The organism is Streptomyces sp. NPDC046909, from assembly GCF_040644695.1.
Lineage (GTDB): Bacteria > Actinomycetota > Actinomycetes > Streptomycetales > Streptomycetaceae > Streptomyces.
In genome coordinates this window covers 226,191-248,060 of record NZ_JBEYXC010000015.1, presented here as the reverse complement: position 1 = coordinate 248,060, position 21,870 = coordinate 226,191, and the positions used below count along the sequence as shown (strand labels likewise).

Genomic DNA, 21,870 nt, shown 5'->3' with positions numbered 1-21,870 from the left:
AACTCCGGTGGGCAGCCGGTCTCGGTGACCTTCACGCCGGCGCGGACCGGCGAGTACGGCATCGTGATCACTTTCGACAACGTCGGCGGCGACTACACGCAACGCGCAGCTGAACCACAACGGCGGGAGGAGGTGCTGCGGGGCCCGCCCTCGCCGTTTCACCTGGGCATGCCCGACTTGGGGGCGGAAACGCGAAAGTGCCTTCCTGGTGTGGGTGCGCTCAATGGTCCGCCGCCTCGGGGGGGGATTGTGAATCCGCGGGCGCCGGGCAGTGGTGGACGAGGTGGGCATCGTTGGCGAGGCGGGCGCCGTGGACGTCAGTCAAGGACTTGCGGTGAGGGCGGATCGTCCCGCGGCCTGCGCTCGATACCGCCCCGGTGTGATGCCGAACTCCCGTTGGAAGGCGTGGGAGAGGGCGTACGGGCTGCCGTAGCCGACGCGGTCGGCGATGGTGGCCAGGGTGTCCGGGGTGTCGCGGAGCAGGATGGCGGCGCGGATCACGCGCCACCAGGTGAGGTATGCCATCGGAGGGCGGCCGACCAGGGTGGTGAACCGGCGCGCCAGGGTGGGCCGGGAGACGCCCGCCTCCGCCGCCAGGCGATCGTTGCTCCACGGCGCGGCCGGGTTCGAGTGCAGTGCCCGCAGGGCGGCGGCCGTCACCGGGTCGCCCAGTACGCGGGGCCAGACTCCGCTGGGGGCCTCGGTCATCCAGGCGCGGATCATGTAGACGAGGAGGAGGTCGAGCAGGCTCGGCAGGGCCACGCAGGAGCCGGGTCGCATCTCGTCCAACTCGCCGGAGAGCAGATCGATGGCGGCACGGAGTTCGAGGTGGCTGCCTACTCGGCTGGGAAGGTGGACGACCTCGGGCAGCTCTGCCATGAGCGGGTGCATGCGGCTGCAATCGAGCCAGTACTTGCCGCAGAGCATCTCTGTCTCGTAGCCGTCGGACCGGGTTGACGGCTCTGTCTCGGCCAGCCATCGCTCGAACGGCACCGCCTTCTTCTGCGCGACCGCCGCGTCGACGGGGGAATCGGCGATCACATGGCCGGTGCCATGGGGCAGCAGCACCGCATCACCCGCGCCGAGAGGTGTGGGGGCGCTGCCGTCGGTCAGCAGCCAGCAGTGGCCCTTGACGACGATGTAGAAGCCCGCGCCGTCGTACGGGTCCAGGCGCGTGCACCAAGTCCCGCTTGTCCGCAGGCGGTGGGACCAGGGGTGCCCGAGGTGCACGGCAGAGATCGCATCGCTCACCACATCCATCCGTGCAGGATATCTGCCGTATGAGGGATGAGACGGACTCGTATCTTCCTGAGCTGGATACATATTGAGGCACTCGTTCGACCTTCCTTAACGTCGATCACGTGATGAACGAGAACGAGAGTGTGCAGCGCATGGTGCTGGGGGACGTCGAAATCATCCGGGTTGTCGAGTGGCACGAACCGTTCCTGCCGGCCTCCGGCATGTTCCCGGGAGCCGCCGCCGAGGTGTGGAAGGACAACGAGGACTGGCTGGCACCGGACCACTGGGAGCCTGACAGCGACTTGGCGGTACTTGCTCTGCAGAGCTGGGTGCTGCGCAGCGCGGGCCGGACCGTCCTGGTCGACACCGGGGCGGGCAACGGGCGCGAGCGGCCGGGCATGGGGCCGTTCGACCGCTCTCCCAGTGAATTCCTCGGCCTCCTGGCGAGGGCGGGTGTCCGCCCGCAGGATGTCGACGTCGTCGTCAACACCCACCTCCACGTCGACCACGTCGGCTGGAACACCGTCGAGGCGGACGGGCAGTGGATACCGGCCTTCCCCAACGCCCAGTACCTCATCCCGGCCGCCGACGACTTCCACTACGGTCCGGACAACGCGTACGGCAACGGCGCGCAGGAGGTCGACCGCCTGATCTACGAAGACAGCATCGCGCCCATTCACCAGGCCGGACAGGCCGTGCTGTGGGACGGCCACCACATAATCGACGAACACCTCACCCTGGAGTCCGCACCCGGTCACACTCCCGGCTCATCCGTACTGCGACTCGCATCCGGCGGCGACCGGGCCGTCTTCGTCGGGGATCTGCTGCACAGCCCGGTGCAGATCCTTGAGCCCTGCTGCAACAGCGCCGCTTGCCTGGACCCGGAACAGGCTGTGGCAAGTCGCCGTCGGATTCTGGGGAGGGCGGCCGATGAACGGGAGTTGCTCGTTCCCGCGCACTTCGGTGGCGCGGGGGCCCTGGAAGTACGACGGGACAGTGACAGGTTCGCGCTGGGCCCCTGGGCGACGACCAGCAGGAAGCAGAGTGCGTCCGCCTTCGAGTGAGCTGTGACCTCACCCCCTGAGCCGTGACCTCACCCCTCACCGACCCGCCGTCCTCGGCCTGGAGGCTGTTCCTCATGACGCATACGCCGACCGACCGGCCCACGTCCACGGCGAGTTGGGCCCTCGTCCCGGTGCTCGCCTTCGTCGGCATCGTGGTCGCGGTGATGCAGACCCTGCTCGTCCCGGTGATCAAGGACCTGCCGCAGTTGCTGGGCACCGAGCCGGGCAACGCAACGTGGGTCATCACCTCGACCCTGCTCTCCGGCGCCGTCGCCACGCCGGTCATGGGCCGCCTCGGCGACCTCTACGGCAAGCGCCGCATGCTGATCCTCAGCCTCGTGGTGATGGTCGTCGGCGCGCTGGTCAGCGCCCTCACCAGCGACCTGCTCACCATGACCGCCGGCCGGGCCCTGCAAGGCGTCGCCATGAGCGCGATCCCTCTCGGCATCGGCCTGATGCGCGACATACTCCCCCGCGAGAGACTCGGCTCGGCGATGGCCCTGATGAGCTCCTCCATGGGCGTCGGCGGCAGCCTTGCCCTGCCCGCCGCGGCCCTGGTCGCCCAGCACACCGACTGGCACGTCCTCTTCTACGGGGCCGCCGGCCTCGGCGTCCTCTGCATCGCCCTCACCCTTCTCGTCGTCCCCCGGTCCCCGACCCGCACGCAGGGCACCTTCGACGTGCTCGGTGCGACCGGGCTGTCCGCCGGGCTCGTCCTCTTCCTGCTGCCGATCACCAAGGCCGGCGACTGGGGCTGGACCTCCGCCACCACCCTCGTACTGTTCGCGGCGGCGGCTGTCGTGCTGGTCCTGTGGGCCGTGATGGAGCTACGACGTGAGGCACCGCTGGTGGACCTGCGCACCACGGTCCGCCCCGCGGTGCTCTTCACCAACCTCGCCTCGCTCATGGCCGGCGTCTCCTATCTGGTCGTCTCGCTGGTCCTGCCCCAGCTGCTCCAGCTGCCCGGGTCCACCGGCTACGGCCTCGGCCAGTCCATGGTGGTCGCAGGCCTGCTCATGGCGCCGCTCGGCCTCACCATGATGTGCGTGGCCCCCGTCTACACCCGACTGGCCGCGCGGCACGGCCCCAAGGCCACCCTGATCCTCGGCATGGCGATCACCGCGATCGGTTACGGCGCCGGCCTCGGCCTGCTGAGCGCTCCCTGGCAGAGCCTCGTCGTCGTGGTGGTCCTGGGCGCGGGCATCGGCCTCACCTACTCCTCCCTCCCCGCCCTCATCGTCGGCTCGGTACCGCCCTCGCAGACGGGCGCGGCCAGCGGCCTCAACACCCTGATGCGTTCGATCGGCGCCTCGATCTCCAGCGCAGTCATAGGCACGGTCCTCGCCGACACCGCGCATCACGCGAACGGCGTCGCCGTCCCGGCCATGCAGGGTTTCCGCGTCTCCTTCCTGATCGCGGCCGGCGCGATGGCAGTCGGCCTGCTCCTGGCCCTCTTCCTGCCCCGTGCCGACCCCCGTCGCCACCTCCGGCAACCACAGCCTGGCAGTCCCCAACGGACACCTCCACAAGCAAGCCAAGGTGACGCTGCCCGTGCCCGGCGCGACCCTCCCCTGGAGCCGAACCCACCCATTCCCACAATTGAGCAGTCCTGAGAGGCCGGAGCCCCTCACCGAGCCTGCCTCTCGTGACAGGTTCCGCGACATGCCGGCCCCCCGAACCGGCTGCCACGGCTGAACAGTTCAACTAATCGGCCTGAGAGTGGGCGTCACCTTGTGCGTCGGCATGCCCGCCTCCGCAGACGGTCCGTGGTCTCGGACATAGACGGTGACTCGCGCCCCGTTGGCATGGGTTGTTCCCAACTCGCGGAAGTGGCGCCGCAGGGTGCTCGTTTTCGCCACCTCCGCGGGTCGGTCGGCGAGTGCACACCCGCCGGGTCGCGGACCGCGACGATCCGGTCGAATTCCAGCATGCGGGCCGCAATGTCCTGGACCGGGAGCTCCACGCATGCAGGCGTGTTCGATGAAACGGGGTCCTGGGCCAGGGCCAGGTCCGTCAGGAGGCGGGTGTCCTCGGGGCCCGCCGCGGTCAAGATCCGGTACCTGCCGGGGAGATAGAGCAGCCCATCGCCGGGACGGCCCTGCGTGCGTACGAGGGCGGCGATGGCGGTGGCGTCATTGCTCCGGCTCTGAGGTGGCCGCAGCCAAAGGCTCGACGGGACGAGCACGGCCAGTACCGCGCCCGCCTACACACGCGGCAACCCCGACGAATGCGAGCGGCTGCTGCGCAACCTCCTCGACAACGCCGTCCGCCACGCCGCGCACCGCATCCAGATCACCGTCCGGACCCAGGACGACCAGGTCGTCCTCACGGTGCACGACGACGGACCCGGCGTGCCCACCGAGGACGCCGAGCGCGTCTTCGAACGCTTCGTCCGCCTCGACGACGCCCGCGACCTGGCCCACCGCCACCGAGGCACCCTCACCCTCACCCCCCGAACCCTCGGAGCATGCTTCCAGCTGTGCCTTCCCCGAGCTCCCGTCCCGGCCGGGGAATGACGCGCCGGACCGCGACAACCCCGGTGACTCGGCCCAACTATCGAAAGGCGACGGGCTCGGGCAGAGAGAGTGCCGCATGTGCCGGTTTGCCCTCTGCCGGGGGCATGGTGCTGAGGCCGCGCAGCCTGTCGTTTCGCTGCTTCAGGGCCTGGGCGGTGGTGGGGAAGAGGGTGGCGCCGCCCTCGCCGACCAGCTCCTGGTTCAGGGTCACGAACTCGCGGGTGTCGCGTTCGTAGGAGGCGAAGCCCGCGCCGTGGTCCTGGTCGGCGAGGCAGGCGGCGAGCATGTATGCGCCGACCAGGGCGAGGCTGGTGCCCTGTCCGGTGAGGAAGGAGGGCGCGTAGGCGGCGTCGCCGACCAGGGCGACCCTGCCGTTGGACCAGCGGGGCATGCGGATCTGGCTGACTCCGTCGAAGAACAGGTCTTCCGTCTTGCGCAGGGCGTCCAGCATGGCCGGGACCTTCCATCCCGCGTCGGCGAAGACCTTGGCGATCAGGTCGCGTTGGGCCTGGGGGGCGCGGAACGCGTCCATGGGGGGCTCGGGTTGGGCGAAGGTGAGGAAGGCGTGCACCTCGTCGTCCCCCACCGCATAGAGTGCCGCGGCTCTGCCCGGGGCGTTCCACATCACCGTCTCGTGGGTGAGGCCGAAGGTGTTGGGCATGGTGAACACGGCGAAGCAGTAGCTGAGGTAGTGGTGGAACTGCTCTACGGGGCCGAACAGCAGCTCCCGGGTGCGTGAGTGCGTGCCGTCCGCTCCGAACACCATGTCGAACGTACGGCGGGCGCCGCTGTGAAAGGTGGTGTCGACGCCGTGGTCGCTCTGGTCGAGGGTGTCGATGGAGTCGTCGAACAGGAACTCCACGTCGTCACGGACGGCCATGTACAGCGCGTTGGTCAGGTCCCCTCGCCGTACCTCCAGGTCCCGTCCCGTGACGCCGCCGGTGACGGCATGCGGATGCAGGGAGGTCACCTCGCTGCCGTCCGAGTCGAGGAAGGTCAGCCGACGCAGGTCGATGTGCGCGTCGCGCAACTGCGGCAGGATTCCCATCCTTCGCACGACTTCGAGTGCGGTGCCGCGTACGTCGATGGGATAGCCGCCCCCGCGCAGGGTGGGCGCCTTCTCCACGACCGTGACGTGATAGCCGTAGCGGTTCAGCCAGAACGCGAGGGCGGGTCCGGCGATGCTGGCCCCGGATATCAGGGCCGTGCGCCTGGGCCTGCCACGGCCGTCCGTCAGTTGGTCGGTGCGGGTCATGCGTTGACTCCTTTGGGCATGGTGCGCGTGACGAACAGGGCCAGCGAGGTGACGACGCCGGCGATGAGGAAGCCGGTGACGTAGGACGATTCGGCCGCGACGTTCGACCCGGACGGGGTGGCGGCGGTGAGGAGGGCACCGCCGAGTTGCCCGCCCACGGCGTAGCCGAGTACGCGGCTCACCAGGATCAGGCTGGTGGCGATACCGGTGTCCTCGGCGTCGACGGCCGTGGCGGTGCTGGTCATCAGCGCGGTGACGCACAGGCCGTTGGCCAGGGCGATCAGTGCCTTGCCGACGACGAGGTGCCAGACCTCGGTGTGCACGGACGCGAGGACGACCAGGGAGACCGTCATGATGACGACCCCGGTGCCGACCACGGTTCGTGAGCCGAAACGCCGGTCCCCGATCCCGCCGAGCGGCCCGGCCAGCGTCGCGGCGACGGCGCCGGGCAGCAGAAAGAATCCGATCTCGGTGGCGCCGGCGTTGAATCCGTATCCCTCGCCGCGCTCGTCGAACAGCTGCGGAACGAGATAGACCGCCATCGAGGTGCCGAGGCAGATCACGAACGTCAGCACACACGCCTTCCAGATCGCCGGCCGTGCCAGCAGGTGCAGATCGATCATCGGTGAGGCCGCACGCCGTTCGACGTACACCCAACTGACGACGAAGACCGCCAGGAGCGTCACCAGGGCGGCGAGCACGAGTGGCTGCGAGCCGGCTTCGGGCGCCAGCGCGAGTACGAGCATGAGGGTGACCAGCATCCCGCTCAGGAGCAGCAGGCCGGACCAGTCGATGCCTGTGTCGTGCGAGGTGCCCGGAGGATCGGACGGCATGAGCCTGTGCACGAGCAGGGTGGCCGCGATGACCGCGATCGTGGGCAGCGCGAACATCCAGTGCCGGGACAGCTTTTCCGCCACCGGTCCGGCCGCCAGCATGCCGACCATCCCTCCCCCGACGAACAGTCCGCTGACCACCCCGATGGCGACCTTCGACCGTCCCGGGGGCAGGTTCTTGCGCACGACGATGAACGACAGGGGAAGCGCGCCCACCATCGCCCCTTGCAGCACCTGCCCGAGCAGCAGCACCGGCAGGTTCGGGGCCAGGGCGGACACCGTGCCGCCGACCGCGACGACCGCCATCAGCCGGATCAGCACCCGCTTCCCGCCGTAGCGGTCGCCGAACCTGCCCGCCAAGGGCGTGATCAGCGCGCCGGTGATGAGGAGCACGATGCTGAGCAGGGCCCCTTGGGACTGGCTCATGTCCAGTTCGCGTTCCAGGAGCGGGATCGTCGGTGACACCACCGACTCCAGAGCGCCGGCGGACAGCGCGAGCAGGCCGAGGGATCCGACAGCGGCCATCCCGATGGGGATTGGGGGCGCCAGGGTTGTGGTCATGGGCGTACTGTCTGCGATGGCCTTGCGTGGCCTCATGTGCTGTCTCCCTCTCCCGCGCATTTGTCTGGGCGGGAGAAGAGTGCGGGGACAGTTGGGCGCCGGGCGTCATACCGGGGAGCCAAGGTGCGGGTGCTACCGCGGTAGGGGGTGGAGGAGGGGCGGGGGCGGTTCTACTCGCCGGGAGCGACCAGCCCCGATTCGTAGGCGAAGACCACGGCCTGGGCGCGGTCACGCAGGTCGAGTTTGGTCAGGACGCGGCTGACGTGCGTCTTCACCGTCTGCTCAGCCAGCACCAGCGTCTGCGCGATCTCCCTGTTCGACTGGCCGCGGGCCACCAGCGTGAGGACCTCGGTCTCACGTTCCGTCAGGCCGTTCAGCCGCAGGGCGGGCTTGCGTCGGACGGCGGGACGCTGCTGGGCGAAGTCCGCGATGAGGCGGCGTGTCACGGACGGGGCGAGCAGCGCGTCGCCCGCGGCCACGACGCGGACCGCTGCGATGAGGTCGGCCGGCGGCGCGTCCTTGAGCAGGAAGCCGCTCGCGCCCGCCCGGAGCGCCTCGTAGACGTAGTCGTCGACGTCGAAGGTGGTGAGCATCAACACGCGCGGCCGGTGGGGCACACCGGGTGCCGACTCCAGGAGGCGACGCGCGGCCTCCAGCCCGTCCATCTCGGGCATCCGTACGTCCATCAGCACGACGTCCGGGTGGGTACGCCGGCTCAGCTGGACGCCCTGCGCGCCGTCGGGTGCCTCGCCCACCACGTCGATGTCGCTCTGGGCGGCCAGCAGGGCGGCAAACCCGGCCCGCACCATGGCCTGGTCGTCGACGATGATGACGCGCGTCGTCACGTGAAGTCCTTTTCAGTCAAGGGAGTTCAGGGGAAGTCGAGCGGCGACCCGGAAGCCGCCGTCCGGCAGCGGCCCCGTGTCGAGGCTGCCGCCGAGGAGCCGTACCCGCTCGCGCATGCCGACGAGGCCGTGCCCGGTGCCATCCGCCTCAAGGGGCTGGTCGAGGGGCTGGGGCGGCGGGCCGTTGACGACCACGACGTGGAGCCGGGCACCGTCCTGCTCATCGGGCTCGGTCACCGACAGCGACACCTGTGCGCGGGCACCCGGCGCGTGCCGGACGACGTTCGAGAGGGCCTCCTGGACGATCCGGTACGCGGACAGGCCGACCGCGTCGGGCACCTCGATGTCGCATGGGGTGAACTCCACCGGCCCGTGGGCCCTCGCCGTCGCTTCCACCAGCTGGCCGATCTGCGCCAGGCCCGGCTGGGGGGCGAGCTCGCCGTACGCCGCCTCCTCGTTGCGCAACACGCCGAGGAGGCGGCGCATTTCACCGAGCGACTCGCGGGCGGTCGCCGCGATGGACGTGAATTCCCCGCGCACATCCGGCGGCAGCCGGTCGAGGCGGTACTCCGCGGTGTCCGCCTGGACCGTGATGACGGACATGTGGTGTGCCACCACGTCGTGCAACTCGCGGGCTATGCGGGCGCGTTCCTCCAGCAGTGTCCGCCGGCCACGTTCGGCCTCGCTGATCGTCTCCTGCTCGACCAGTCTGCGCCGCACCTCGGACCGCTCGTGCAGCGCACCGCCCAGCAGCAGCGCGACACCGCCGAGGATGGTGAACAGCAAGCCCCTGGCGCCGAAGCCATGGGGGGCGACGAACCCCAGGGCCACGTTCGCGGTGGCCGTGGCCAGCCACACCAGCAGCAGCGTCCGGCGCCGCTCGCGCAGGCCCAGGGCGACACAGAGGCCGACGTACCCGACGATCTCCATGGGCGGGAACGGCCACAGCAGCCGTTCCTGGAAGTCGACGGTGAGCAGGGCGAGCGCCCCGGTGACATCCGCGACGAAGACCACATACCAGGCCCGCAGCGGCCGTACGACAGCGAGCAGCAGCGGCGCGGCCTGTGCGACGGCCAACCCGCCGGAAACGGCGCCGTCGAGACCGTAGTCGGCGCTGAGGACCACGACGGTCGTCGGCAGCAGGGCGACGCAGAGCACGCACGCCACGGCCCAGGGCAGCAGCCGCACCCATCGTCGGGAGGCCTCCGCGAGCAGTGCGCGCGGGCGGGCTTCCTCCACTGACGTCATGCGCACCAGCCTATGTGCGGGTCAACGGCGTCCGGATCTGGGCGGGGTGACGGCTTCTCAGCCACGGCGGCCCCTACGTACATGGAATACGTACTCCTACCGACGTGTTCCCGGCATCCATGCCATTTCCTTGTGTTCATGACGACACCGGGTGTGAGAGCGCAGCTGCCGAAGAGTGTCGGGCTCTTGCGGTGCGGGGCTCTGTCCGGCAAGCGGTCGAACGGGACGAATCGTTCCGCTCTGCCTGTCGTCGCGGGGCTCGCCCTGGCTGTTCTGTTCACCGCGGGGTGCTCGGGCGGCGACGACACCTCCGCTTACGGGGATCCGACCCCGAGCGCGACGGAGGTCACCGAGTCGCCGACCCCCTCCCCGACTCCCCCGTATCCGACCGGAGCCTCCGGCTGCCACGACAACAAGGGGTGGACGACGGCGGAGTCCGTGGACTGGGTGAGGCTCGACGTCGACACTCCCCGGCAGAACTCGGGTTCGGGCGATCTGGAGTTCTCCAGCATCCCGGGATACCTCGGACCGCTCTGCCACAAGATCACCGTGCAGGTCGAGTTCTGGAAGCTGGTGTACGGCGTCGCGGACGGCGACAACGGCGAGTCGCTCTCGGACGGGTCGAGGCCCGACTACTACTTCGACATCCGCCGTGTGAAGCGCGTCGAGGTGCGTGCGGACGCCGGTAGCGAGCGGAACATCGCCGTCCCCAAGTCCCTCTATGCGGACGACCGCAGCCCCTGCGTGGGCGCCCTCCTCACGATCACCGTGGGCAAGCCCCTCAAGAGCAAGGAGCTGCCCAAGGAGGTAGAGGTCGGCGGCACCCAGGACGCCTGGGGAAACGAAACAGTCGAATTCCGCTCGAAGCGGGTCGCCGACTACGAACTCTCCGAACCCTCGGCACCGCAGGTGTGCAGCCCGGACGGCCGCCCCACCGCGGACCCGGCCGATGTACCCCCGCCGAGCGCCGAGCCGACGGGCCTGTACCCGCCGGGCTTCAACCCGTCGCCCAGCTACAGCTGGGACCTTGAGGACATCCTCCGCTCCCCCACACCCTGACCTGCCGCCGCAGGGATCCGAACGCGCACCGGCCTCTTCACGTACATCAACAAGCCCTGCCACAACGGCAGTCCACCAAGACACCGAACTCACCACGGGAAACTGCATGCGCATACGCACCACGGCCACCGTCCTCACCAGCACCGTCGTCGTCTCGGCGCTCGCCCTCCCGGGCGCCGCACAGGCGGCACAGCACCCGGGGGCGACGACGCCTCTCGGAGCCTTCGCCTCCGCAGGCTTCGAGCCGCAGGACGCGCTGGGCGGCACCACCTTCTCGGACGGCGTCGTCAACGGCGGCAAGGACATCGTCCTCGGAGTGACGGGCAAGAAGGCCGTTCCCGTCACGTTCTCCGCCTTCGACAAGGAAGGCGTCGCCCTCACCCAGGCGTTCCTGTGGCAGGGCACCGACAGTTCGAGCACGGACACCATCACCGGCGGGCTCCAGTCGGACGACGACCCCGTCTGCACGGAGTCACCGGCCGAGGACGGCTGGAACTACAGCTGCAAGACGGTCTTCACCATCGACCCCGCGACCGCGTTCAAGGACGACAACGGCACCGCAGGTACCTGGAAGCTCTTCCTCGGCGCCTACGACCTGTACGCCAACGCCAGTTACGACGACGACGTCACCAGGACCCACATCAAGCGGGCCGCGAAACTCACCGCCAACGCCTCCCCTGAGCCGGTGAAGAAGGGCAAGACCATCACCGTCACCGGCAAGCTGAGCCGCGCCAACTGGACGACGGGCAAGTACGCGGGCTACTCGACCCAGCCGGTCAAGCTGCAGTTCCGCAAGAAGGGCAGCAGCACCTACACCACCGTGAAGACCGTCAAGACGAACTCGACGGGGAATCTGAGCACCACCGTCAAGGCCACCTCCGACGGTTATTACCGGTTCGCCTTCGCGGGCACCACCACCGGCTCCGCGACGGCCACGGGCGACTTCATCGACGTCAAGTAGGCGGGTAGTGCCTGCGCCAGGCCGGATCAGCCGTGATCCGGCCTGGCGTCCACGAAGCGGCTCCCGATGCGGCGGCGGGCCATCAACGCGGCCAGGGCGGTGCGGGAGGAGACCCCGGTCTTGCGGAAGGCCCGGGAGACATGCGTGTCGACGGTACGCCGGCTGACGTAGAGCCGGTCGGCGATGGCCTGGCTGGTGAGGCCCTGGGCCACCAGCTCGGCTATCTCCAGCTCCCGGGCCGTCAAGGTGGCCAGCCGTTCGGCGAGTTCGGCACGGTCCGGGGAGCCGTACCCCGCCTCGGATCCGCCGTCGGGCGGGCGGCTGGCGTCGGCGAGGCTCACCAGCATGCCGCTGCCGCCCGCCTCGGCGAGCCGCCGGCCCCTCAGCCAGGCGAACGTGCCGTCACGGCCGCGGCCCGCCGCCGCCTCCAGCGGGGCGCCGAGCAGCAGGGAGAGTGCCTCCCAGAAGACCGCACCGCAGCGGGCGCTCTCCACCGCGGCCTGGGCGAACAGGTCCGCCGCCGCTGCCGGGTCCCCCTGCGCCAGCGGCAGATGGGCGGCGCTGCGCAGCGCGGAGGCCCGCTGCATCGGCAGCCCCAGCTGTTCCGCCTCCTTACGGGCCTGTTCGGCCCACTCACCGGCCTCCTCAGGCCGCCCCGTGACCAGGGCGGACGTGACCAGGATCTCCAGGTACAGCGGCCGCATCGAGGGCTGGATCTGGTGCAGTTCGGGGCCGCCCGCCTGGAGCAGGGCGTCCCTGGCGCCGACCGGATCGCCGGCCATGAGTGCCGCCCAGCCGAAGATGCACCAGGCGGTGGAGGCCCACCAGTTCACCCCGGTACCGGCCGCGGCCACCGCCTCCTCGGCGACGGCGAGGGGACGCGGATCGCCGGGCGGAGACGCGGCGACGAGTGCCGAGGCCTTGCTCGCGAGCGCGAACGTGAGCAGCTGGTCGCTGCCGATGCCGCGGGCGATGTCCTCGGCCTGGTCGGCGAGTTCCACCGCCGAGGTGACCCGGGAGGTCTGCACCCGGACATGGGACAGACACAGCAGCAGATGCGGCATGACGTAGAGCTGGCCGCTGCGGCGGGCGATGTCGAGGCCTCGCTCGGCGTGCCGCTCCGCGTCCGGGTAGTGCTCCAGGAATGCCTCTGCCCAGCCGAGCCTGGCGAGCGGTTCGCACAGGGCGGTGAGGTCGTTGTCGGGCAGCGAGTCGACCAGGGCGGCGGCCTGCTGGGCGAGCTCGTGTGCCGCGGCCATGTTCCCCTCGTACGCCTCCCCCAGGGCTGCGACCGCGAGGACGCCCGCCTCACCGGCCTCGTCCCCCATCGACCGGGCCGCCGCGAGAGCCGCCTCGACCTCGGCTCGGACCTGGGGGTACGAGATGCCACTGCCCTGGGGCGCGGCCGAGCCGAGTTCCAGGCCGAGCCGGACGACGTCGGCCGGTGCGGGGCCGCGGGCCAGCTCGCGGCGCAGCAGCGCGACGGCCTCTGTGGAGCGCCCCAGGTGACGCTCCACGAGCGCGCACAGGACGACCGCGCGCACCCTGAGGTCCTGGCCCTCTCCGATGGGGCGGCCACCGGACGACCGGGACGGGGTGGCTATGAGCTCCTGGAGCAGGTCGCGGCTCTCGCGCAGCCCCCCGCACGCTGCCAGTGCGCGGGCCCGCCGCAGCGTCAACTCGCGTCGCCGGGAGGCGTGTTCGCCCGTGTGCGGAAGATGGCGCAGCGCCACGTCGAGCCAGTGGGCGCAACTCGCCGGGGCCGTGCGGGCCGTCCGTGCGGCGGCCTCCTCCAGCACGGCCACCGCCGCCGGCTCCCACCCGGTCAGCGACCGCTCCACATGGTGGGCCCGCTCGGCGGCGGAGACACCGGCGAGGGCCAGCTCCTCGGCGGCGAGCCGGTGGATGTCGACGCGTCTCAGGAAGGGTGTGCGCTCGTGGACGAGCGTGCGGACGACCGGATGCCGCAGCGTCAGCAGGCCCTGCGGGTCGGAGCGCAGCAGATCGCGGTGGGTGAGGGCGTGGACGTCGTCGGTGAAAGCGGTGCCGGAGCGGCCGGTCACCCGGCCCAGCATCGCCGGGGTGGCGTGCTCGCCCAGCACCGCGACGGCCTCGATGATGCCGCGCTGGGAGGGGGTGAGCGCGGTGAGTTCCTCCAGCAGCAGGGCGCCGAGCTCCGGTGGCGACGAGGACTCGGGCGTCGTACCGCCACGGTGAGCCTGCAGAAGGGTCAGGAAGTACAGCGGGTTGCCCTCGCTCGCGGCATGCAGTGCGGCGGTGTCGGCGGCTGACAGGCCGGGGCCGGCCAGTTCGGCGCAGTCGCGGGCGCTCAGCGGCCCCAGTCCGAGTCTGACGACGGTGCCGTCGTCGACTCCCCGGGTGAGCCTGGCCGCGAGCGACTCGGGGCTCTGGCGGTCCCGGCGCGTCACGGCCAGGACGACAGGGGCGTGCACGGCATGGCGTACGAGATGATCCAGCAGTTCCAGAGACGCGGAGTCCGCCCAGTGCAGGTCGTCGAGGGCCAGCAGCAACCCGGACCGGGCGGCGAGCCGCGCGAGCAGGGCTGCGGTGGAACGGTGCAGTCCGAAACGGTCGGCCGCGTCGCCTTGTTGGGCGGCGCTCCGCTGGAGCAGGGGTAACACCGCGTCGGTCTCCCGGAAGCCGTCCAGGGCGTGCGGGTCGAGGTCGGCGAGCGCGTCGGTGAAGACCTGGAACGGCACCTCCCGCTCGTACTCGGTGGCCCTGCCGCGCAGTACGGTCAGTCCGCGTCGGCGCGCCCGCGCGCAGACCTCGCCGAGCAGCCTGCTCTTGCCGATGCCTGCCGCCCCGGTGATGTCGACGAGCTGGGATCGGCCAGGGCCACGGTGTCCCTCGCCCTTCGCCGTGGCACGGGCGTCGCGGGCGGCACGGTCGAGCAGTTCGTCGAACCGGGCCAGTTCAGCAGACCGGCTCAGCAACGGGGCTCTGTCCCCGGCGTCCCCAACCACCCCGCCCGCCGCCACAGTTGCCCCCGTTTCTTGACATTCCCCTCACATATCATTCTCACCTGTTGATCGACATAACCGCCGAATCTCCGCCCCGGAACGGACGGATGTCACACATCGCGGTCCCGGCGAGGATGCCTGGCGCGTTCGCGCCGAACGTTCCCGTTGGGCTGAGCCGGCCGTCGTCGAGGGTGAGGCCGCCCAGGCTGGGGGCTCGGCGGCGGCGTACTGTCTGAGCCCCTTCGGTGTTACCGTCGCGCCATGTCCAAGACCGAGATCGACGCGGTTACGGCCGAGTTCTTCGGCGCCTTTGACAACCGGGGCGGCAAGGCTGCCGATGTGGCCCGGATCCGCCGGCTGGTTCTTCCCAGCGGTGTGATCGTCAAGTCCGGCCCGGAGTTCACGGTCTATACCGTGGACGAGTTCATCGAGCCTCGCCAGCGGCTGTTGACTGACGGTCGGCTCGTCGAGTTCTCCGAGTGGGAGATCTCCGAACGGACCGAGATCGCGGGTGACATCGCGTCGCGGTTCGGCGAGTATCGCAAGTCCGGGATCTTGGACGGTGAGCTGTACGAGGGTGGCGGGACCAAGACCATCCAGTTCGTCCGCACCTCGGACGGCTGGCGGATCGCCGCGTTCGCTTGGTACGACCGGCCCTGAAGAGGGTCGAGCGCCGGCGGGACTTCGACCGGCACCGCTGCCGCGGCCGCCTCCGTCGGCGCCGCTCCGCTGGGCAGTACGGCGCCGACGGTCATGGGATCGCGTACGAACTCGGGGAAGAGCGAGACAGCTCGGTCCTCCCGCCTGGGCTGGTACCACCTCACTCACCTGCCGCCCCTGGGATCGGCGCCGGACAGCGCCGGGAAGGTGGTGCGGGTGAGGTCCTCGGAGATCTGCCAGACGCGCCGGGCCTCTTCCTGGCTGCGGAGCCGGGAGTAGAGGGGCTGTTCGGCGGGCGGGCCGGAGAGGTGCTGGAAGCCGCTGGGCCCGTAGAACCGGCCGCCGTGTGCGTCCGGGGAGGTGGCGGCGTAGAGGGCGGGCAGTGCCGCGCTTTCCACCGTGCCGAGGATGCCGTGGCGGGACAGCGCGCGGATCACGCGTACGGCTCCGGTGTCCCTTGCCCGGCCGACCTCGGGGCGGGCGGCCAGCAGGCTGGTCGGTGCGATGCCGGGGTGGGAGATGTTGCTGGTGATGCCCCAGTCCGCGGTCCGGCTGCGGAGGTCCAGTTCGAGGGCGAAGAGGCCGAACGCGATCTTGGACTGGCTGTACGCGCGGCGGCCGTTGTAGGACTGGTCCCAGTTCAGGTCGTCCCAGTTGATGGAGCCCTCGTTGGCGGCGACGCTGAGCTGGCAGGTCACCCGCGCGCGGCCTGCGCGCAGCAGCGGCAGCAGGTGGCGGACCAGGGCGAAGTGACCGAGATGGTTGCTGCCGAGCTGAAGTTCGAAGCCGTCCGCGGTGGTCTGCCGGTCCGGTGGCGTCATCACGCCGGCGTTGTTGACCAGGAAGTGGATCGGACGGTTCTCGGCGACGAGTGCGGCGCCCAGCGCGGCGACCGAGCTCAGCGACGACAGGTCGAGGTCTCGCAACGACAGGACCGCCTGCGGGTGCTGCCGCTTGACCTTCGCGATCGCCGCCTCACCCTTGCGGCGGTTGCGGACGGGCAGGACGACCTCGGCACCGGCGGCGGCCAGCCGGGTGGCCAGTACCAGTCCGACGCCGTCGCTGGCTCCGGTGACGACGGCAAGCTTCCCGGAGAGGTCGGGAACGGTGATGTCCGGTCGTGTACGTGCCATGGGTCTTCCTCGCTTCTCACATCGATTCCTACGGGAATTCGGTTCAAAGCTGCACCTGATCCGCGCGGGTATCCACGGCCTGTCAATCCGAGGCTGGCCCGACCGAGGAGGGCCGCCGAAGGGGGCCGCCGAAGGGGGGATCGACAATCCCAGGCTCCGTTTCGGCACTGGTGGTAGAACGAAAGAGCACTGGCACTCAGGGAGGAAACGGCCGTGATCGATCGAGGCGGGCTCGCCGAATTCCTGCGTCGCCGCCGGGAGTCACTTCAGCCCGAGGACGTCGGCCTTCCGCGCGGCCAGCGGCGCAGGACGGCCGGTCTGCGCCGGGAGGAGGTTGCCGCGATCTGCCACATCTCCGCCGACTACTACAGCCGGCTGGAGCGGGAGCGCGGACCGCGCCCGTCCGAGCAGATGATCGCCTCGATCGCGCAGGGCCTGCACCTGTCCCTCGACGAACGCGACCACTTGTTCCGCCTCGCCGGGCACAACCCACCCACCAGAGGCACCACCAGCGAACACATCGGTCCCGGCCTGCTGCGCATCTTCGACCGGCTCACCGACACCCCCGCCGAAATCATCACCGAGCTCGGCGAGACACTCCGGCAGACCCCGCTGGCCGTCGCCCTCTCCGGCGATCTCACCCGCTACACGGGACCGGCCCGCAGCATCGGCTACCGATGGTTCACCGACCCGGCCACCCGCGCCCTCTACCACCCCGACGACCACGCCCTGCACTCCCGCGTCTTCGCCTCCGGGCTGCGCCGGCTGGTCACGCTCCGCGGACCCGAATCGCCGGCCGCTCACCTCCAGCAACTGCTGATGGCCGGCAGCGAGGAATTCCGCGCCGTCTGGAACGAACACGAAGTCGGTATCCAATACAACGACACCAAGCGATACGTACACCCGGATATCGGCGCTCTCGAACTCAGTTGCCAGGCACTTCTCGACCCCGATCAGTCACACATGCTTCTGGTCTACACGGCCGTCCCCGGCAGTGAAAGCTACGAGAAACTTCGGCTTCTCTCCGTTATCGGGGATCAACAGATTTTCCGGGCGTGACACTCCGCATGAGTTGGTACTGGGGAACGAGGTCAGACCAGGCACCAGCCTCATCAAGACGTCGCGCAGCCCGGCTGGGCCCAGCCGAGGGCCGCCGGGTGTGACCGGCGGCCCTCGGCTTCAAGATGCTGTGTGCCGGCCGGATGACGGCCGGTACGGTCAGGCCTCGCTGGTGTCGGTCGGTGTCGCCTCGCCGAGCATGGCGAGGGTCAACACGTTGCCGGAGATGCCCCAGCCGCCGTCGGCGACCTCTTCGACCAGCACCATGGTGTTGGCGCGGGCGCGCTCGCCGTAGATCTCGACGTACAGCTCGGTGGTGCGGGTGACGATCTCCTCCTTCTGCTTCGGGGTGAGGGTCTTCTCGGGGACCTTGAAGTTCGCGAAAGGCATGGCTGGTTGTTCCTTCTCTCAGGGGGCGTTACAGGCAGCTGCCTGCGGTGAGCAGGCTGTCCAGTCCGATGCGGCGGAAGAAGTCGGCGCGGACGCGGTCGGCGACCGCGGAGACGACTTCGCTGCCGTCGCGGCTGGGGTCCACGTGGGTGCGCAGTGGCCGGGTGCCGTGCGGCATCGCGACCAAGCGCACGACGGCGTCGGCGACCTCGGTCACATCGGCGTCCGGAGGGATGAGTGCGGCCAGGCGCTTGCCCAGGTCGTCCGATACGGGTCGGTGACGCTGGTCGTAGGCTTCGGCGCGAGCACGGTCCGCTGGGGTGCCGGCGTTGGCGAAGTGGTGGGTGCCGGTGGTGAACGCGCCGGGCACGACGATCGCGGTGTCGATGCCGAACGGGAGGACCTCGGCGGCGTAGCTGACGGCCAGCGCGTCCATCGCGGCCTTGGCCGCGAAGTACGGGGCCAGGAACGGGGGGCAGCCACCGCGGGTGCTGGAGCTGCCGATCCACACCAGCAGCCCCGAGCCCTGCTCACGCAACGTCGGCAGGGCGGCGCGGTTGACGCGCTGCGTGCCCAGGACGTTCACGTCGTACAGATCCGCGAGTTGCTCGGTGGTGAACGCCTCGGCGGCGCCCAGGACCATGTGTCCGGCGTTGTGCACGACCACGTCGAGTCGGCCGCGCTCGGTGAGGATCCGGTCGACCGCGGCGTCGGCGGAGTCCTGGGAGGTGACGTCCAGCTCGACGGCCTGTACGTCGACCTGGTGGTCGGTGCCGTAGCACGTCAGGTCGGCCACCGCGGCCGCGTTGCGGGTCGCCGTCTGGCGGATGCCCGCGTACACGGTGTGACCGGCGAGGGCGAGAGCACGCACGGACAGCGCCCCGATGCCGCTGGAGGCCCCGGTGACCAGGATGGTCTCTCCGGTGTCGTCGTTCCTCATGACAGGGCCCTGCTTTCTTGATCGATGGGGTGGCCGCGAGCGGTTTCAGATGATTCCGCCGTTGGCGCGGACGACCTGGCCGTTGATCCAGTGGCCGGCCGGGGAGGCCAGGAACGCGACGACGTCGGCGATGTCGGCCGGGGTGCCGAGTCGCTCCAGCGGGGGCTGGGCGGCGAGCCGGGCGATGGTCTCCTCGTCCTTGCCGTCCAGGAACAGGTCGGTGGCCGTGGGGCCGGGCGCGACGGCGTTGGCGGTGACGTCCCGGCCCCGCAACTCCCGGGCCAGGATCAGCGTCAGCGCCTCGACCGCGCCCTTGCTCGCGGAGTACGCGCCGTAGTTCGGGAAGGCCAGCCCCACCACGGACGTGGAGAACGTCACGATCGCACCGCCGCGGCGCACCCGGCGGGCCGCCTGCTGGACGACGACGAACGTGCCGCGAATGTTGGTGCGGTGCAGGTCGTCCAGGACGGCCAGGTCCAGCTCGGCGATCGGCGCCATGTGTGCCCGCCCGGCCGCGTGCACGACGGCGTCGACACCACCGAACTCCGCCTCGGCCGCGTCGAACAGTGCCTCGACGGCGTGCTCGTCGGCGACGTCGGCGCGTACCGCGATCGCCCGGACGCCGGCGGCGACGGCCTCCTTCACGGCTGCTTCGGCCTCGTCCTGGTTGCCGGCATAGCCGACCACGACGTCGTACCCGTCGGCGGCCAGCCGGCCGACGGCCTGGCGACCGATGCCGCGCGAGCCGCCGGTGACGATCGCGACACGCGGTGAGTCGGAGGGCTGGGCGGGGTCGGCGAGCCCGTCCAGGGAAGTGGAAGCAGAAGTGGAAGTGAAAGTGGGGAGAGGCATGACTGACTCCTGGGGTGAGTGCGGGTCGGGCCGCGATCTCGTCGTCGCCCTGCTGCGCCTCAACGGTCGGCCGGTTCCCCACCCCTGGCCAGGGCTGCGTTTACCCAGGGGATGCCACCCCCTGGCTACGGCTCGGCCCGCGAGCGACCATGAACGGGTGAACCTTCCAGAACTCGGCGCCTTCCTCAGGACCCGCCGCGACCGCATCCGCCCCGCCGAGGTCGGTCTCCCCCAAGGCCCGCGCCGGCGCGTCCCCGGGCTGCGCCGCGAGGAAGTCGCCCAGCTGGCAGGGCTGTCAGCCGACTACTACACCGAGCTGGAACGCGGCAGCGCGAAGAACGGCGTGCAGCCCTCGGCCCAGACCCTGGCCGCCCTCGCCCGCGCCCTGCGCCTGAACGACGACGAGCGCGACCACCTGTTCCACCTGGCCGAACGGCCGATCCCCCCGGCGGCACACGGCCCGTCGGCACATGTGCAGCCCGCGCTTCTCGGACTGTTGGACCGTCTGTCCAACACCCCCGCGCGCGTCATCACCGACCTGCACGAGACCCTCGTAGAGAACGACCTGGCCCGTAACCTGCTCGGCAGGTCCCCAGCGCACCGCGGCCCGACGGCGAGCTTCGTGTACCGCTGGTTCACCGATCCCCAGGCGCGCGAGAGGTACCCGTCCGAGGATCACCCGCACCACTCCCGGGTGTTCGTGGCCGACCTCCAGGCAGCGACCGCCCGCCGCGGCCGGGATGCGGAGATCACCAGGATGGTCGCCGTACTGCGCCGCCGCAGCCCGGAGTTCGCGGCCCCTTGGGACACCCACGACGTCGCGGTGCGCCGCAAAGACCACAAGAAGATCGTCCACCCCACGCTCGGCGTCATCGAACTCGACTGCTACAACCTGCTCAGTGAGGACGGACGCCAACGGCTCCTGTGGTTCACCGCGCCGCCCGGAAGCCGGGGAGCCGAGCAGCTGGAACTGCTGTCCGTCATAGGAACCCAGGACCTGAGCGTCACCGAGGGCGCGGCACCCGAGGGGTTGAGCGCGGCGGAACCAGGAGGGCAGCGCTGACCCGCACCTCTCAGGGCACCGGGTGGTGCCCCGATCAAGGCAGGGTCGGTTGCCCACCTGATTCGTTCAACTACCGAAGGAATGCATCGATCTTTGCTGCATATCTTGTCAAAGATCAAACAGACTCCTACAGTCCAGCGACAAGTGGAGCGTGGAAGCGCTCCCAACCCCCCTCGTTCATCCAAGCAATGGAGCTGCGATGACCCTTCCATCTCGCCGGCCGAGCCGCAGACGCATACTCGGTGCCGCACTGGCCGTGCCTCCCTCGCTGATGCTGGGTGCGCAGACCGCACGGGCCGCATCCTGGGGTACCCCGGTGACCGTCAACTCCTGGAACAAGATCAACGCGAGGTGGACCGCCAACAACGAGTTGGAGACGTACCGTCCGGACTGCGTCTGGTACGAGGGCAACACGCTGGTGATCAAGGCGTACAACGCCGGCGGCGGGGTCTACTACTCGGGCCGTGTCGAGTCGACGGCGCGGTACGGCTACGGCACATACAGCTTCACCGCCAACATGCCCAACGGACGGGGGCTGTTGCCGGCGGTGTGGGCGGCAGCCCTGGATCCGTGGCTGCCCGAGTTCGACGCCGCTGAGATCGTGGGGCAGAACCCGGGTGTCGTCTACCAGACGTCCCACGACATCAACAACGCCCAGCAGCAGTTCTCGAGGACGAACTCCTCCGGCTGGACGAACTCGTACCACACCTACTCGTTCAGCTGGTTCCCGGACCACATCGACTTCGCCGTGGACGGCAACATCACGGGCACCACCTGGTACCGGACCCCGGCCGGGACGGGACTGCGCTTCATCGCCAACATCGCGGTCGGCGGTGACTGGCCGGGCAACCCGGACTCCTCCACCTGGGCCACCTCTGACGGCGCCCGCTACCTCAAGGTCTCCTCCATCACCCACACGCCGTACAACCCCTGAGGTGAACCCGCCAAGCACCCTGACGGGCAGGCGCAGAGCGGCAACGCGTTGCGCTCCCGGCAGGGTGCCGCTGTCGTACCGGGAGGTTCCGATGAGGGGGCTCTCGGAGTCCTCCGTAGAGCACCTTGTAGCCGAGCAGGCCGCTGCTCTTCTCCTGGGACAGCTCGCGCAGCATGCGTGGCATCGGCCTGAAGGCCGGCAGCCAACTGGAGAAAGCCAGGAATCGGTTGATGCGCAGCCCGATGTGAAAGACGACGACATCGCCTTCGGCGGC

Annotated in this window: 18 protein-coding genes and 2 pseudogenes; 9 read left to right on the top strand and 11 right to left on the bottom strand. The window is 70.1% G+C overall.

The window, feature by feature from the left end:
• Positions 1–321: 321 nt before the first annotated feature.
• Positions 322–1,260: an AraC family transcriptional regulator gene (locus ABZ928_RS39355; RefSeq protein WP_361529783.1), complete on the bottom strand. Its 939-nt coding sequence runs from the start codon at positions 1,258–1,260 to the stop codon at positions 322–324.
• A gap of 104 nt (positions 1,261–1,364) precedes the next feature.
• Here ABZ928_RS39355 and ABZ928_RS39350 point away from each other — a divergent pair, with 104 nt between their 5' ends.
• From ABZ928_RS39350 to ABZ928_RS39340, 3 genes and pseudogenes are all read left to right on the top strand, one after another.
• Positions 1,365–2,303 carry an MBL fold metallo-hydrolase gene (locus ABZ928_RS39350; RefSeq protein ID WP_361529780.1) on the top strand — a complete coding sequence of 313 codons (939 nt, stop codon included), beginning with the start codon at positions 1,365–1,367 and terminating at the stop codon, positions 2,301–2,303.
• A 74-nt stretch (positions 2,304–2,377) separates the two neighbouring features.
• Complete coding sequence (locus ABZ928_RS39345) at positions 2,378–3,916, top strand: MFS transporter (RefSeq protein WP_361529777.1); 1,539 nt, start codon at positions 2,378–2,380, stop codon at positions 3,914–3,916.
• A 576-nt stretch (positions 3,917–4,492) separates the two neighbouring features.
• Positions 4,493–4,819 (top strand): annotated as a pseudogene (locus ABZ928_RS39340) (ATP-binding protein); the annotation flags it as partial.
• 37 nt (positions 4,820–4,856) lie between these two features.
• Here ABZ928_RS39340 and ABZ928_RS39335 read toward each other — a convergent pair.
• The 4 genes from ABZ928_RS39335 to ABZ928_RS39320 form a co-directional block, all read right to left on the bottom strand.
• Complete coding sequence (locus ABZ928_RS39335; protein ID WP_361529774.1) at positions 4,857–6,074, bottom strand: FAD-dependent monooxygenase; 1,218 nt, start codon at positions 6,072–6,074, stop codon at positions 4,857–4,859.
• On the bottom strand, positions 6,071–7,468 hold the full coding sequence (locus ABZ928_RS39330; RefSeq protein ID WP_361529771.1) for an MFS transporter: 1,398 nt from the start codon (positions 7,466–7,468) through the stop codon (positions 6,071–6,073). The genes ABZ928_RS39335 and ABZ928_RS39330 overlap by 4 nt, the downstream gene beginning before the upstream one ends.
• 170 nt (positions 7,469–7,638) lie before the next feature.
• Positions 7,639–8,313 (bottom strand): response regulator transcription factor, encoded by a 675-nt coding sequence (locus ABZ928_RS39325; protein ID WP_361529768.1) that lies wholly within the window; start codon positions 8,311–8,313, stop codon positions 7,639–7,641.
• A 12-nt stretch (positions 8,314–8,325) separates the two neighbouring features.
• On the bottom strand, positions 8,326–9,561 hold the full coding sequence (locus tag ABZ928_RS39320; RefSeq protein WP_361529765.1) for a histidine kinase: 1,236 nt from the start codon (positions 9,559–9,561) through the stop codon (positions 8,326–8,328).
• A 138-nt stretch (positions 9,562–9,699) separates the two neighbouring features.
• Between ABZ928_RS39320 and ABZ928_RS39315 the strand changes: the two genes are divergently transcribed.
• Together ABZ928_RS39315 and ABZ928_RS39310 are read left to right on the top strand one after the other, a co-directional pair.
• Positions 9,700–10,620, top strand: a complete 921-nt coding sequence (locus tag ABZ928_RS39315) for a hypothetical protein (RefSeq protein WP_361529762.1) — start codon at positions 9,700–9,702, stop codon at positions 10,618–10,620.
• A gap of 106 nt (positions 10,621–10,726) precedes the next feature.
• Complete coding sequence (locus ABZ928_RS39310) at positions 10,727–11,581, top strand: hypothetical protein (RefSeq protein ID WP_361529759.1); 855 nt, start codon at positions 10,727–10,729, stop codon at positions 11,579–11,581.
• 26 nt (positions 11,582–11,607) lie between these two features.
• On the opposite strand, the gene ABZ928_RS39305 is transcribed toward ABZ928_RS39310, so the two are convergent.
• Positions 11,608–14,538, bottom strand: a complete 2,931-nt coding sequence (locus ABZ928_RS39305; RefSeq protein ID WP_361529756.1) for an AAA family ATPase — start codon at positions 14,536–14,538, stop codon at positions 11,608–11,610.
• Between the two features lie 288 nt (positions 14,539–14,826).
• Between ABZ928_RS39305 and ABZ928_RS39300 the strand changes: the two genes are divergently transcribed.
• Entirely contained in the window at positions 14,827–15,225 is a 399-nt protein-coding gene (locus tag ABZ928_RS39300; protein ID WP_361529753.1) for a DUF4440 domain-containing protein, read from the top strand.
• Positions 15,226–15,389: 164 nt separating this feature from the next.
• Here ABZ928_RS39300 and ABZ928_RS39295 read toward each other — a convergent pair whose 3' ends face one another.
• Positions 15,390–16,358 carry an SDR family oxidoreductase gene (locus ABZ928_RS39295; protein WP_361529750.1) on the bottom strand — a complete coding sequence of 323 codons (969 nt, stop codon included), beginning with the start codon at positions 16,356–16,358 and terminating at the stop codon, positions 15,390–15,392.
• Between the two features lie 213 nt (positions 16,359–16,571).
• On the opposite strand from ABZ928_RS39295, the gene ABZ928_RS39290 reads away from it, so the two are divergent.
• On the top strand, positions 16,572–17,417 hold the full coding sequence (locus ABZ928_RS39290) for a helix-turn-helix transcriptional regulator (protein ID WP_361529747.1): 846 nt from the start codon (positions 16,572–16,574) through the stop codon (positions 17,415–17,417).
• A 159-nt stretch (positions 17,418–17,576) separates the two neighbouring features.
• Here ABZ928_RS39290 and ABZ928_RS39285 read toward each other — a convergent pair whose 3' ends face one another.
• Genes ABZ928_RS39285 through ABZ928_RS39275 form a run of 3 tightly spaced genes read right to left on the bottom strand, consistent with a single transcriptional unit; the run spans position 17,577 to position 19,599 of the window.
• On the bottom strand, positions 17,577–17,807 hold the full coding sequence (locus tag ABZ928_RS39285) for a tautomerase family protein (RefSeq protein WP_361529744.1): 231 nt from the start codon (positions 17,805–17,807) through the stop codon (positions 17,577–17,579).
• Positions 17,808–17,835: 28 nt separating this feature from the next.
• A complete protein-coding gene (locus tag ABZ928_RS39280) occupies positions 17,836–18,747 on the bottom strand; it encodes an SDR family oxidoreductase (protein ID WP_361529741.1) in 912 nt (303 codons plus the stop codon).
• 45 nt (positions 18,748–18,792) lie between these two features.
• A complete protein-coding gene (locus tag ABZ928_RS39275) occupies positions 18,793–19,599 on the bottom strand; it encodes an SDR family oxidoreductase (RefSeq protein ID WP_361529738.1) in 807 nt (268 codons plus the stop codon).
• Positions 19,600–19,756: 157 nt separating this feature from the next.
• Between ABZ928_RS39275 and ABZ928_RS39270 the strand changes: the two genes are divergently transcribed.
• Positions 19,757–20,662, top strand: a complete 906-nt coding sequence (locus tag ABZ928_RS39270; protein WP_361529735.1) for a helix-turn-helix transcriptional regulator — start codon at positions 19,757–19,759, stop codon at positions 20,660–20,662.
• A gap of 199 nt (positions 20,663–20,861) precedes the next feature.
• The gene (locus tag ABZ928_RS39265) at positions 20,862–21,596 is read left to right on the top strand and encodes a glycoside hydrolase family 16 protein (protein ID WP_361529732.1); all 735 of its coding nucleotides are present in this window, start codon (positions 20,862–20,864) and stop codon (positions 21,594–21,596) included.
• Here ABZ928_RS39265 and ABZ928_RS39260 read toward each other — a convergent pair.
• Positions 21,571–21,843: pseudogene (locus tag ABZ928_RS39260) on the bottom strand (DUF4188 domain-containing protein); the annotation flags it as partial. The gene ABZ928_RS39265 and the pseudogene ABZ928_RS39260 sit on opposite strands and share 26 nt — an antisense overlap.
• Positions 21,844–21,870 lie beyond the last annotated feature (27 nt).

Coding starts and splice junctions, on each gene's coding strand:
- ABZ928_RS39310 (WP_361529759.1), top strand. CDS start 10,727: ATGCGCATACGCACCACGGCCACCGTCCTCACCAGCACCGTCGTCGTC.
- ABZ928_RS39355 (WP_361529783.1), bottom strand. CDS start 1,260: ATGGATGTGGTGAGCGATGCGATCTCTGCCGTGCACCTCGGGCACCCC.
- ABZ928_RS39275 (WP_361529738.1), bottom strand. CDS start 19,599: ATGCCTCTCCCCACTTTCACTTCCACTTCTGCTTCCACTTCCCTGGAC.
- ABZ928_RS39280 (WP_361529741.1), bottom strand. CDS start 18,747: ATGAGGAACGACGACACCGGAGAGACCATCCTGGTCACCGGGGCCTCC.
- ABZ928_RS39335 (WP_361529774.1), bottom strand. CDS start 6,074: ATGACCCGCACCGACCAACTGACGGACGGCCGTGGCAGGCCCAGGCGC.
- ABZ928_RS39295 (WP_361529750.1), bottom strand. CDS start 16,358: ATGGCACGTACACGACCGGACATCACCGTTCCCGACCTCTCCGGGAAG.
- ABZ928_RS39265 (WP_361529732.1), top strand. CDS start 20,862: ATGACCCTTCCATCTCGCCGGCCGAGCCGCAGACGCATACTCGGTGCC.
- ABZ928_RS39285 (WP_361529744.1), bottom strand. CDS start 17,807: ATGCCTTTCGCGAACTTCAAGGTCCCCGAGAAGACCCTCACCCCGAAG.
- ABZ928_RS39350 (WP_361529780.1), top strand. CDS start 1,365: ATGAACGAGAACGAGAGTGTGCAGCGCATGGTGCTGGGGGACGTCGAA.
- ABZ928_RS39315 (WP_361529762.1), top strand. CDS start 9,700: ATGACGACACCGGGTGTGAGAGCGCAGCTGCCGAAGAGTGTCGGGCTC.
- ABZ928_RS39330 (WP_361529771.1), bottom strand. CDS start 7,468: ATGACCACAACCCTGGCGCCCCCAATCCCCATCGGGATGGCCGCTGTC.
- ABZ928_RS39345 (WP_361529777.1), top strand. CDS start 2,378: ATGACGCATACGCCGACCGACCGGCCCACGTCCACGGCGAGTTGGGCC.
- ABZ928_RS39300 (WP_361529753.1), top strand. CDS start 14,827: ATGTCCAAGACCGAGATCGACGCGGTTACGGCCGAGTTCTTCGGCGCC.
- ABZ928_RS39320 (WP_361529765.1), bottom strand. CDS start 9,561: ATGACGTCAGTGGAGGAAGCCCGCCCGCGCGCACTGCTCGCGGAGGCC.